At 44.2% G+C, this 12,556-nt stretch carries 13 protein-coding genes; 6 read left to right on the top strand and 7 right to left on the bottom strand.

Annotated features, from left to right (window positions below):
- The first annotated feature begins 44 nt into the window (after nt 1–44).
- The 4 genes from AC07NA_RS18715 (at nt 45) to AC07NA_RS18730 (ending at nt 4,092) form a co-directional block, all read left to right on the top strand.
- Entirely contained in the window at nt 45–1,304 is a 1,260-nt protein-coding gene (locus AC07NA_RS18715) for a pyridoxal phosphate-dependent aminotransferase (RefSeq protein WP_494899084.1), read from the top strand.
- Between the two features lie 248 nt (nt 1,305–1,552).
- Nucleotides 1,553–2,152: a MiaE family protein gene (locus tag AC07NA_RS18720; protein WP_345213122.1), complete on the top strand. Its 600-nt coding sequence runs from the start codon at nt 1,553–1,555 to the stop codon at nt 2,150–2,152.
- A gap of 70 nt (nt 2,153–2,222) precedes the next feature.
- The gene (locus AC07NA_RS18725) at nt 2,223–3,392 is read left to right on the top strand and encodes a sensor histidine kinase (protein WP_494899085.1); all 1,170 of its coding nucleotides are present in this window, start codon (nt 2,223–2,225) and stop codon (nt 3,390–3,392) included.
- A gap of 1 nt (nt 3,393) precedes the next feature.
- Entirely contained in the window at nt 3,394–4,092 is a 699-nt protein-coding gene (locus AC07NA_RS18730) for a LytR/AlgR family response regulator transcription factor (protein ID WP_494899086.1), read from the top strand.
- A 337-nt stretch (nt 4,093–4,429) separates the two neighbouring features.
- On the opposite strand, the gene AC07NA_RS18735 is transcribed toward AC07NA_RS18730, so the two are convergent.
- Nucleotides 4,430–6,040 carry an FAD-dependent monooxygenase gene (locus AC07NA_RS18735; RefSeq protein WP_494899087.1) on the bottom strand — a complete coding sequence of 537 codons (1,611 nt, stop codon included), beginning with the start codon at nt 6,038–6,040 and terminating at the stop codon, nt 4,430–4,432.
- Nucleotides 6,041–6,046: 6 nt separating this feature from the next.
- Entirely contained in the window at nt 6,047–6,754 is a 708-nt protein-coding gene (locus AC07NA_RS18740; protein ID WP_494899088.1) for an SAM-dependent methyltransferase, read from the bottom strand.
- Nucleotides 6,755–6,810: 56 nt separating this feature from the next.
- Between AC07NA_RS18740 and AC07NA_RS18745 the strand changes: the two genes are divergently transcribed.
- On the top strand, nt 6,811–7,527 hold the full coding sequence (locus AC07NA_RS18745) for a hypothetical protein (RefSeq protein ID WP_494899089.1): 717 nt from the start codon (nt 6,811–6,813) through the stop codon (nt 7,525–7,527).
- A 100-nt stretch (nt 7,528–7,627) separates the two neighbouring features.
- Here the strand turns inward: AC07NA_RS18745 and AC07NA_RS18750 are convergent, their stop codons facing one another.
- The 4 genes from AC07NA_RS18750 to AC07NA_RS18765 all read right to left on the bottom strand — a co-directional run bounded on the left by AC07NA_RS18750 (nt 7,628) and on the right by AC07NA_RS18765 (nt 10,784).
- Complete coding sequence (locus tag AC07NA_RS18750) at nt 7,628–8,239, bottom strand: hypothetical protein (RefSeq protein WP_494899090.1); 612 nt, start codon at nt 8,237–8,239, stop codon at nt 7,628–7,630.
- Between the two features lie 238 nt (nt 8,240–8,477).
- Nucleotides 8,478–9,050: a nicotinate (nicotinamide) nucleotide adenylyltransferase gene (gene nadD, locus AC07NA_RS18755; protein WP_494899091.1), complete on the bottom strand. Its 573-nt coding sequence runs from the start codon at nt 9,048–9,050 to the stop codon at nt 8,478–8,480.
- Nucleotides 9,051–9,251: 201 nt separating this feature from the next.
- On the bottom strand, nt 9,252–9,818 hold the full coding sequence (gmk, locus tag AC07NA_RS18760; RefSeq protein ID WP_494899092.1) for a guanylate kinase: 567 nt from the start codon (nt 9,816–9,818) through the stop codon (nt 9,252–9,254).
- A gap of 90 nt (nt 9,819–9,908) precedes the next feature.
- Nucleotides 9,909–10,784, bottom strand: coding sequence for a YicC/YloC family endoribonuclease (locus AC07NA_RS18765; protein WP_494899093.1), 876 nt, complete (start codon nt 10,782–10,784; stop codon nt 9,909–9,911).
- A gap of 126 nt (nt 10,785–10,910) precedes the next feature.
- Between AC07NA_RS18765 and AC07NA_RS18770 the strand changes: the two genes are divergently transcribed.
- Nucleotides 10,911–11,672 (top strand): hypothetical protein, encoded by a 762-nt coding sequence (locus AC07NA_RS18770; RefSeq protein WP_494899094.1) that lies wholly within the window; start codon nt 10,911–10,913, stop codon nt 11,670–11,672.
- Between the two features lie 157 nt (nt 11,673–11,829).
- On the opposite strand, the gene rnc is transcribed toward AC07NA_RS18770, so the two are convergent.
- Complete coding sequence (gene rnc / locus AC07NA_RS18775; protein ID WP_345213133.1) at nt 11,830–12,555, bottom strand: ribonuclease III; 726 nt, start codon at nt 12,553–12,555, stop codon at nt 11,830–11,832.
- Nucleotide 12,556: the final 1 nt, after the last annotated feature.

The raw sequence follows: 12,556 nt of genomic DNA on the forward strand, positions 1-12,556 counted from the left end.
TCCTTATCAAATAATGTATATTTGCCACACAAAAAATAACTACAATGAGTGTATCGGTATTGGCCCAAAACTTAAGGGGCTCTGAAATTATAAAGATTGCCGGCGAGATCAACGAACTGAAACGCCGCGGCGAAAACATAGCCAACCTTACCATTGGCGATTTTGACTCGAACATTTATCCTATACCAACTGCTTTAAAGCAAGGTATTATTGAGGCTTATAACGATAATCAAACCAATTACCCGCCTGCGGATGGTTTGTTGAGCCTGCGCGAAAGTGTATCTAAATTTTTGATGGATGGCTATAATCTTGATTACGCGGCTTCTAACGAAATACTGATCTCAGGCGGATCACGCCCGCTCATTTATTCTATTTATATGGCCGTGGTTAATCCCGGCGAAAAGGTGGTTTTCCCTACCCCATCGTGGAACAACAACCATTACTGCGACCTGCTTTCGGCCGAATCGGTAATGATTGAAACCCGTCCCGAAAATAACTTTATGCCTACGGCCGATGAAATTCGTCCGCATATAAAAGGAGCCGCTTTGCTCGCATTATGCTCGCCGCTTAACCCTACAGGTACCATGTTTGGTAAAAAAGACCTGGAAGAAATTTGCGACCTGGTAATTGAAGAAAACAAGAACCGCGCGGCAGACGAAAAACCGCTGTACCTGTTATATGATCAAATCTATTCACAGCTAACCTTTGGCGAACACAAACACTTCGACCCGGTTACTTTGCGCCCCGAACTAAAGGATTATACCATTTTTGTTGATGGCGGTTCAAAATGTTTCGCGGCCACAGGTGTACGTGTGGGCTGGGGCTTTGGTCCGGCGCATGTAATTGATAACATGAAAGCAATTGTTGGCCACATGGGTGCATGGGCGCCAAAAGCCGAACAGTTTGCCATGGCTAAGTTTTTACAGGACGAAAGCAGTGTTGAGACCTACTTAACCGAGCTGAAAGGCAACGTACAAGCCAGCCTGAACAGCCTGCACCAGGGCTTTCAACAACTAAAGGCTGAAGGTTTCAGCGTTGATTCTATCGAACCCATGGGTGCAATTTACCTGACTGTTAAGGTAGATTACTTCGGCAAAACCACACCCGATGGCAAAGTGCTGGAAACCGCTACTGATATTAACTTTTACCTCATCAAAAACGCGGGTATAGCCTTTGTTCCGTTCTCGGCATTTGGTACCGGCGAAGATGTGGCCTGGTTCCGTGCTTCAGTGGGTACTATTACCAATGCCGATATCAGGCAAACTATCCCAAGAATAAAAGAAGCACTTTCAAAATTGAAATAAGTTATTGTTTGAGCATAGCAGTCAGATTAAGGGTTGATTCATCAACTCACCCCGACATCGCTACGCTCGTCACCCCTCTCTCCGCAAGCGGAAAGAGGGGTTTTTGTTTTTGTTTTTTCCTTCCCTCTTTGCGCTCGCGCAGAGAGGGTGGTCCAGCGCAGCGTAGACCGGGTGAGTTAACTTTACAACTGAAAGCGAATATCCCTCCCCTCTTTTAAGCGCCAACATTAAACCTTATTTTTGTTGTTGTGAGCGAAAGAACCATTTTAAAACTACAGCTGCCTACCGACCCAAGATGGGTTAAAAACGTGGTGGAAAGCAACATTGAGGAAATACTTACCGACCATGCCTATTGTGAGCAAAAGGCGGCTACCAATGCCATAACCATCATTATACAGAACCCTAACCTGTCCGACCTGGTGCAGGAAATGCTTGCCCTGGCGCAGGAGGAGTTGGAGCACTTTAAACGCGTACACGATATTATACTGGAGCGTGGTTACGTACTGGGTAAAGAACGTAAAGATGATTATGTACGCGAACTGGCCAAGGGCATGAAACCCGGCGGCGGCCGTATAGATCAGCTGATAGAACGCCTGCTGTTTGCGGCCATGATTGAAGCCCGCAGTTGCGAGCGTTTTAAAGTATTGTCTGAAAATATTAACGATGCCAAACTTGCCGAGTTTTACCACGAGCTGATGGTGAGCGAGGCTACCCATTATGCCATGTTTATTCGCCTGGCTAAAAAGTATGCCGGCGATATCGATGTGGATGCGCGCTGGAAAGAATTTCTGGATTTTGAGGCTCAACTGATACAAAATTACGGCAAGGGCGAAACCATCCACGGGTAGTTCGTCTACACAATTGGGGCAATTGCCGATACATTGTGGGTTTATATAGCTTAAATAACTTGTTTTGTGTATGTTGCGCTTCAAATCATATATAGTTATCATACACATAGCAGGCTGGCTGCTATTTATGGCCTTCCCCTTATTGTTTTTAAACAATAACGGCCAAACCACCAACCAGTACCAGTTGCTTACCTCGCCGTATTACTGGCTGTTTTGTTTTACGTACATCGCGCTGTTTTACCTGAATGTATACGTACTCATCCCGCGTATTTTCCTGAAAAAGAAATACATGGATTACGCCGTAGTTACAGCCATATTGCTATGCGGCGTATTCTTTTTGCAGCCCTTTGATAAATTACTGAGGAACAACGAAAACCGCAACGGCATGCGGTATCAGCAGCAAGGCAGGATGCAACCGCCGCCTTTTGGTATGCCGCTTAATGGTCAGCAACCACCGCCACCGCCCCGCGATGGCAGTATGCCGCCACCACAAGGCCCGCCTAATGGTAATTTCAGGCAGGATGATGGTCGCCGGATGATGAGGCGCAGGCATTTTGACAGCACCAGCATCTTCATTTTCGCTATGATAATGGCACTGAGCACGGCTACCAAAACCATGCAGCAGTGGCAGCTTACCGAGCAGCGTGCCGCCCGTGCCGAAGCCGATAAGGCCAGCGCCGAGTTATCCTTTCTGAAAGCGCAGATCAACCCGCACTTCTTATTTAATACCCTCAATAATATATATTCGCTGGCCGTAATAGGCAGCCAGGTAACGGCAGATAGCATCATGAAGCTATCGAACATTATGCGATATGTAACCGACGATGTAACTGCCGATATGGTACCCCTGCAAAGCGAGATTGATTGCATAAGCGATTATATCGAACTGCAAAAACTCCGCATAAGCAAAAACACGCAGGTGAACTTTGAGGTAAAGGGCGATATTTTTGGCAGGCAGATAGCACCATTAATAATGATGACCTTTGTAGAGAACGTATTTAAGTACGGGGTAAGCAAAAATATAAAATCAGTTATCGATATTAGCATTGATAGCAGCGAGGCGGGAATCTCATTTATTTGCCGCAACCAAAAGTTCCCGATTAGTAAGGAGAACCAAAGCACCGGCATCGGCATAAAAAATACCCGCAAACGTTTGGAACATTTGTATGCCAACAGGTATTTATTAGATATTATTGATGCCGATGATATGTACACCGTTCAGCTTACTTTAAAAGCCTGATATGCAATTAAAATGTGTTGCCATAGATGATGAGCCGCTGGCGCTGATGCTGATCAGCGAGTATGTATCGCGCATACCATCATTACAATTGCTTAAAACTTTCGAGGATGCCATATCCGGTGCCGAATTTTTAAAACACGCGCAGGTCGATCTGTTATTTATCGACATCAATATGCCCGATATTACCGGGATAGAGCTGGTGCGTTCGCTGGAAAAGAAACCGATGGTAATTTTCACAACAGCCTATAAAAACTTCGCCTTTGAGGGTTTTGAGTTAGAGGCAATAGATTACCTGCTTAAGCCCATCGACTTTACCCGCTTTGCCAAAGCCGTTGATAAAGCCACCGAGTACTATAAGTATAAAAACGCAGAGCCTAAAGACCAGCCCGACGACAGCATTTATGTGTACAGCGAGTACCGCATGGTAAAGGTGAACGTTAATGACATTGAGTACATTGAAAGCATGGAGGATTACGTAAAGATCCACCTGACGGGTGTAAAACCTGTGCTTACGCTGATGCCGCTTAAGAAAATGCTGGAGAAGCTGCCTGCCGATAAATTCCGGCGAATACACCGCAGCTATGTGGTAGCTGTTAACAAAATAAAATCGATACAGAGCCGCAAGGTACAGCTGGCCGGCATTGAGTTACCGGTAAGCGATAGCTATGCCGATTTTATTAAAGAGTGGGCTAAAAGATAAGCACGTCATTAGTCGATACATATAGCCGGTTTACCGATACATTGGGTAATTGCCGCATGCTAATCCGCACTTTTATATCATAATTATTTAACCGGGTATTGATAGTTATTGTGGTAGATAACGTCACGCAGCCGCTCAAAAATCACTCGCTGTACATATACAGTTGTTAAAGGCAATAGAGAACTGGGTAGAGAATAAAGCACAAACTCAGTAAGTGATTTTTGACGGCTGTGCCGGATTAAAGCATTATCCGCATGGCATAAAACAGGGGGACTATTTCAATGACAATGCAGACATGATGCAAGGACATCTGCATACACATTGAACCCTCTGTTGCTTATGTGGCAACCCGCTTTACAAAACCCACTACGTTGAGCAGGTAATTATCCATCATATCAATATCCACCACATCGTTAATGTAACCGATGTACATATCGGGCCTTATAATGAAGGCCTTTTTTTGTTTCTTCCCTATCTTAAAATGATCAAATACTTCCTGGTTTTTAGCCGATGGCGGCAGGTAGAAGAAGTTAAGGTTTCCATTATAATTCTGGGTGATCCACTTGGCAAGCGTAAACAGGTCGAGCTCCTGTAGTTTACCTAACACGATCAGGGTGAAGCCGGGTTTGCTGCACCATTCGTGCAGGTCGGTTTCTTCCTGTTTTTTCTCGTCGAATATTTTAACGTAAGGCAACCTGTCACCAGCCTTTACGGGCGACGAATTACTCAAATGCAGATTGAGCCGGCTTTGCCTGTAACTGATGCCAGTTTGCGATACCTGCTCAAAAAAGGCGGCTTTCAGTTTTTGGCTGCTCCACATAAAGTTTAAGAGCTTAGGCAGTACCCAACTTTTAAACAAACCCGCCAGCCAGTTTTTCGACATGATGATACTAAAGGCACGGTCGGTAGAGTTTAGCAGGTCTTTAGCTACGGGCATACGTTCAGTTTCGTAGCTATCTAATATAGCCGGACTGATTTGCCCGCTAACTACGCCTGCCAGTTTCCAGCCCAGGTTATAAGCATCCTGCAAGCCAGTGTTCATGCCCTGCCCGCCAACCGGCGAATGGATATGCGCTGCATCGCCCACCAAAAAACACCGCTGCTGCCTGAAGTGCTCGGCCATGCGGTGGTGCAGCTTATACAACGTGAACCAATTACAGTGTACCACCTTTACCGGGTAGCCCGCAATTTTGCTTAAATGCGGCAATACATCATCCAGTTGCAGGCTCTCTTCGCTTTCTGTAAGGTTGTAAGGCAAACTGCCTACTATCCTGAAACAGTTTTCTTCAGGCATCGGGAAGAAGGCCGCGAAGCCATCTTTCGCCGGGTAAAGCTGTATGTTATCGCCAAGTTCATTAGCCAGCTTCACATCTGCCAGGTAAAATTTATGCTGATAAGTGTCGCCCTTAAATGGAATATTCAATTGCTTACGTACGGTACTATGCGCGCCATCCGCGCCAATCAGGCGGTCGCAGGTAATGGTATATTCGCTGTCGGTATTTTTTAATTGTACGGTGACCTTATCGGTATCCTGCTGTAAACTTACTAACGATGTTTCCCAGTAAACCGGGCAGCAGTTGAGCGTAAGGTAATCTAAAAGCAAGCGCTCGTTCTTGCTTTGCTGGTAAAAATGCACATAAGGAAAAGCCGTTTTACCGGTGCCGATATCCTCAAATGATAAAGATGCTTGCGGCTCGCCATTACTGTTAAAGGTAACTCCCGAAGCATGTTTACCTTCTTTAACAATACGTTCGGCAATACCCATTTGGCGGTATATTTCGAGCGTTCGGGCTTGCACGGCCAGCGCCTTTGAATAATCGGTAGGGCCTTGCCGGATATCTATTATAGCGGGCTGCACACCATGCCTGAGTAATTGCGCGGCCATCATCAGCCCCGAAGGACCTGCGCCTACAATTAAAACCTGTACATGCTGCTCCGATATAACCATGTTAAACTAACGGAAAAGTAAAAAAATAGTTGGACGTTTATGCAGGTCGGGCGGTTGTTTTTTCCAGTCGGCCAGCGGTCGTGTTTTTATCATTTCGTCGGCAGCTGTAATGTTGCAGGCTATACAAAGCCTGGTTTTAGGGTTGCCGGTTTTAAGCACTTCTTCCAGCAGTTGATTATTGCGGAAAGGCGTTTCAATAAATATCTGCGTTTGTTTGTTGCGGTCGGCCAGGGCTTCGAGGTCTTTAATGCTTTTGCTGCGCTGCACCTTATCAATAGGCAAATAACCATGAAAGGTAAAGCTTTGCCCGTTAAAGCCCGATGCCATCAACGCCAATAAAATAGAACTTGGCCCCACCAGCGGAACCACTTTTATACCTTTACGGTGTGCTTCGGCCACTACATCCGCACCGGGATCGGCCACGCCGGGGCAGCCCGCTTCGCTCATCAGGCCTACATCGTTACCGGCCATCAGCCCTTTAAAAAAATCATTGCCTATGTTATCGCGGTTATGCTTACCGTAATCATGAATAATGAGTTCGCTTTGTGGCATCTTCAGCCCGGCGAGTTTAAGAAAGCGGCGCGCGGTTTTTTCGTTCTCCACAATGTACTCCTTAATGCTGTTAATGGTATCAACCAAAAACGGGGTGAACGATTTTGCCGCCGCGTCATCAGCAAGCGGAACGGGTATTAAAAAGAGGGTACCTGTGGCCATATTGCAAAATTGCCTTTTTTTATTTAATTTAAGCTGTATGAAAGGAGATTGAAATTATGAAAATGCTGGGCGTGAACTGGTTTATTGAAGGGGCTATTGATTTTGAGTATAAAAAATACATTTTGCTCGATTACCTGCAAGAGATTAACCGGCATTTTGATAAAAGCAGGCTGTACCCTAATCTGGCCGATCTGATATTTCATTACAATAACCTGCTCGCTTTTAAGCAAAACAAAACGGTGCTGCAACAGGCTTTTCCGCAGCGACTTACCAAAGCCAATATCAACGCGGTAAAGCTTACCTATAAAAAAATAGTGGAAGACGACAGCTCCATGCTGGAGATAGAACGCATTATCAGTTACTCGCTTGGCAAAATGGACCCGGCTATACAAACCGGTAAAGAAATTTACGATTTTGTGGAAAGCCGCCTCAATATCGACCCGGTGGGTTTAGTGCCCCTTTTACCATACCACGGCTATTTCTCGCTCCGTAATGGTGCCGACCTTACCAATATGGTATACGAGTATAACCTTACCATTTTTGAAGGCAAGGATGATAAATACCGCGGCATCAATATCAGCCTGATAGATACCTACGAGCAAAGCATAGTAAACACGCCGGAGGCCTTTAAGCAACAATTGATAAAGCGCAATAAATATGCCCCCAACCCGGCGGTATACTACGTACATAGCGATATTACCTTCCCGCTCGAGCAAACGCTGCTACCCGTAGCCAAAAGGAGTTTGGTAAAGTATATATCTGAAGCGGCTTAGTTTGTGTTGTAAGTTGTGTGTTGCAGGTTGTAAGTCAACTACTCAACACCTACATCCCTGTTCTTCGAATACTCACAACTTACAACACACAACCTACAACTCAATAGGTAGAAATCAAACGTTCTATAAATTCTGCCAAATGAAGGGCTTTTTGGTGTGGTATGGGTTTGTGGCTGCCTGCCAGTAGGGTGTGGTTGTTTATTTCGATGATGAAATCGTCTTCCCGGATGTCCATTACCGCGTTGCGGAAATTACGGTCGATACCGGCTATCGCTTTTTGCAGGTTATCTACCAGTACATAAAAGGTATCGCTAAAAGGCTTGTCTTCCTTGAAATCAAGTTCGATGGGGTGTATCAGTTCAATTATTTTGTCGGCCAGTGTCTCACGGCGAATGAGTATGCGGCCAAGGTCGCGCTTGAGGTAGGCAATGGCCCAGGTTTGATATTCACGCTGCTCGGTAATACGCCCTCGCGAACCTGCTACCTTGCGGGTGGTATCGGCAAAAATAATATAACAACTGTCGCAGTCGGTGGTGATGCGGTACGATGCCGTAACGGCAACGCTGCTGTAATCTTTAAACACACCAAAATCGTTCAGCTGAAAATCGATATGACCGGTCGGCTCAATACTAAACTTCTCTTTCAAAGCCTCATAAGTGGCATCAAAAGTAACAGCAGTTGCTAAATTAGTTGAAGTAGAATCTATTGCCATATGTAATAATTTGCTATTTAGATAGTGGCAGGCTTTGAATGTTACATTTTCGGTTCCTAAGAACTGCTGAAATTGAAATCATGCCATCGCAAGGAGGAACGACGAAGCAATTACGGGCTAAAAAGTTGTCATTCTGAACGTAGTGAAGAATCTTCTTCGCTTTAAAAGTAACCGACAGATGCTTCGTTCCTCAGCATGACAGCGGTGAAGAATACAAACACCCTCCCCTATACCAAATTTACCTGTACAAATTCTTACTCTCAATAAAGCTCAGAACGGCATCGGGTACAAAGTATTGCACGTTCTTTTTATCGGCGAGCGATTTACGGATGAAGGTGGCCGAGAGTTCCATCAGCGGTGTCATCGTGATGGTTACCGATGGGTGCGATGCCAGTTCGGCATTTTCATAACCGGGGCGAGGGTATACAAATACGCGGTAGTCGCGCAGTATCAGTTTATAGTTTTTCCACTTGGGCAGCGAAATCAGGTTATCCGAACCCATAATAACGGCAAACTCGTGCTGAGGGTATTTTTCACGCAGATGGGTTAAGGTATCGATGGTATATGATGGTTGCGGTAATTTCAGTTCTACATCGCTCACCTCAATATTATCAGAATTACTGGTTGCCAGTTTAGCCATCTCCAGCCTGTCGTAAGTGTTAATGAGGTCGCCGTATTTTTTAAGCGGGTTTTGGGGCGATACCACCAGCCACACTTTATCAAGCGCGGTATGATTAGCCAGATAGTTGGCTATAATTAAATGCCCAATATGTATGGGGTTAAATGAACCGAATAATAAGCCTATCTTCATTCTTGTTCACGGATTAATAGTTAGCCAAAGGACAAAGAGAAATCTATTTCTCTTGAAATACTATAAAGCTTGTTGTAAGAAACCTGTCATCGCGAAGAACGAATCAATCGCGAACTATACAGCGTACAAATTAAACCGGAGATTGCTTCCTTCCTCGCAATGACAATCGTCCCGGTTACAACTGAGAACTAATTAAGTAAGTTACGACTTTATAAAGTCGCTCACCAATTGTTCTGCTTCGGCACATGCCGTGTTAAGATCGTAATTTTTGAGGATAATATCAAACTGAGGGGCGTAATTTAACTCCTTTTCAGCTTTGGCGAATCTTTCCTGCAATTTTTCGGCGCTATCGGTACCGCGGCCACTCAAACGCTCCTTCAATACCTCTAACGATGGCGGCTGTACAAAAATGGCCAGCGCCTGGTCTTCATATTTACGTTTCAGGTGCATGCCGCCCTCTACATCAATATCAAATATTACCGTTTTACCTTTTTGCCATATCCGCTCAATTTCGGTACGCAGGGTGCCATAAAATGTACCGCTATATACCTCTTCAAACTCAACGAACTGCTTTTTGGCAATACGGTGCAAAAACTCTTCTTTACTTATAAAATAGTAATCCTGTCCGTCAACTTCCTCGCCACGGGCCAACCTGGTGGTGGCCGATATGGAGAACTCCAGATCAGGAATTTTACCCAGCAAATGGTGCACAATAGTAGTTTTACCGGCTCCGGATGGTGCTGAGAATATGATTAATTTACCGTCCATTTTTTTAAAATGGTCATTGGTCACTGGGTCATTAGTCATTAATGAAAAGCGTTAACCTTTACAATGACTAATGACCCAATGACCTAATGACTATAACACATTTAGTAATTGTTCTTTAATTTTTTCAAGCTCTTCTTTCATGCCTACTACCAGTTTCTGTATAGCGGCATCGTTGGCTTTTGAACCAAGGGTGTTGATCTCTCTGCCTATCTCCTGGGTTATAAAACCTAACTTTTTACCGTTAGCATCCTGATTTTTCAGGGTTTCTAAAAAGTATTCGCAATGCGTTTTCAGTCTTATCTTTTCTTCGGTAATATCAAGCTTGTCAATATAATAGATCAATTCCTGCTCGAAACGGTTCTGGTCGATAGCTTCGCGGGCTACCGCGTCATTTAAAAACTGGTTAAGGCGTTCACGTATTAGCGGCACACGTTTCGGCTCTTCTACCTCAACGGCTTTCAGGTTGTTCAAAATTACCTCAATACGGTATCTAACATCCTTCTCCAATACGTCACCCTCATCCTGGCGAAATTTTTGGAAAGCGGCCAATGCCTGCTGAAAAGTTTTTTCAACCTGTTTCCATTCGTCTTCAGATACGGTTTCCTCGTTATATTTAACTACCTCGGGTAAACCCAAAGCCAATTGCAGCAAGTTGCCCGATGGTTCGCCCAACTCGGCACTTACATTTTTAAGCTGATTGTAATAGTGTTTTAACAGATCGTTATCAATACCGGCAGCTTTAACGGCCGAACCGCTTTGCTCTACATTAATAGAAAGGTTTACCTTACCACGATCTATTTGCTTGCTGCAATCGTTGCGCAGCTGAAACTCTTTATCAGAAAACAGTTTGGGTAACCTTAACGACAGTTCAAGAAATTTACTGTTCAGGGATTTTATTTCAACGGTGTACTTTGTGCTGCCCGAATCAAAACTGGCAATTCCATACCCTGTCATGGATTTTATCATGTGCAAAGATAGTTTTTTTACTGTTTTACTAAACTATGTATCTTAATGTTTACCTTTTTGTGGTTTTAACACTTTTTCACATTGTATCTAAAATACAATATTTATGTTTACGTTGATTAATACCGAATGAAAATTAAAATATCCAACACCCTTTTAACACTGCTTTGCATGCTTGGCCTGCCCGGTTTAACGCGTGCGCAAAGCATCCAGGGTGTTATTTATAAAAAGGGGGCATCCATTCGTGTGGCGCAGGCATTGGTTACCAATAAACGTACCCAAACCATTATGATGAGCGATGAACTGGGGATTTTTTCTATTCCGGCTGCTACGGGTGACACCCTGCTGGTAACCAAAAAATCGTATGGAAGCGAAGAAGTGATAGTAGCAGGTAAAAACGACATCGCAATATATCTCTCGCCCGAAATTGAACTGAAAGGACTGAGCGTAAAAGCGCAAACCAAGCAGCAGGAACTGGCCGAAGTGATGCGGAGCTACCGTGGCAAAGGCGTATTTTTTGATGGCAAGCCACCCGCATTATTATTTTTAGTATCCCCTATCACCGGCTTTTACGAACTTTTCGGCAAAACACCGGGACAGGCGCGCCACTTTGCTACCTACGCCAAAAACGAATTGCAGGAAGCCGAAGTAAGTCACCGTTACACCAAAGCGCTTGTAAAAAGCTCAACCGGCTTAACTGATGACGAAGAGATCAGGAAATTCATGGATTTTTACCGCCCCTCTTTTGAAGATGTAAAAGGTTGGAACGATTATGAACTGATACAAAAGGTCAAGAAAAACTTCGACTACTACCAAAAAAACAAAAACCGAATAAAAGTTTCCCCACTAAGCAATCCCGGAACTGATACTATAAGGCTAAGCAGAGACTGATTTATTAGATTCAAGAATTTAGATTCAGGAATCAAGACTTCGGCGTTAACTTGTCTCTTGAATCTTATCTCTTGATTCTCAACTCTTGTCTCTTGAATCTTATCTCTTGATTCTCAACACATGTCACCTTTCTCCTTTAAGCTTTCACCTTTTCGCTTTAAATGCCCAGCGCTTCGCATGCTTTCTCCGCAGATAATTTCTCGGCGTTCTTCTTGCTGAACTCCTTACCCAAGCCCATTATTTCGCCGTCGACACTGGTTTGTATGGTGAACAGTTTGGTACTTTCGCCCTCTTGGTTACCTACCAGGTCAAAGCTAATATCCTTACCATGGCGCTGGCACCATTCAATCAGCTTGCTTTTGAAATTGGTTTCGGTTTGCTCAAGCGTATGGATATCAATATGCGATTTAATGATATGGTTGATCAGGAAGTTTTTGGTAAAATCGTACCCTTTATCAAGATACACCGCACCAATAAGTGCTTCAAAGGCATCGCCTAAAAGCGAGCCCTGCCTGCCGGAATTGAGGATCCGGTTATCATATTCAATTAACTGCTCAAAGCCAAGTTTGCGTGCTAACTGGTTAAGGTTAACACGACTAACTATCTTTGATCGCAGTTCGGTTAAAAAACCTTCGTCTTTATAAGGGTATAATTTAAAAAGCACTTCGGCCACAACGCTGCCTAAAACAGCATCGCCCAAAAACTCCAGGCGCTCGTTGCTGTTCTTAACACCCTTCTTTACGTTTTGTGCTACAGATTTATGACGAAATGCCAAGCGGTATAACGACAAATTGCCCGGCACAAAACCGAGCAAATTCTTTAGTACTTTAACATATTTTCTGTTAGGAGATAGGTAAAGCTTGTAAAACCGACTAATAGGCATT

The sequence above is a fragment of the Mucilaginibacter sp. GW821-FHT07G05 genome, assembly GCF_059418565.1.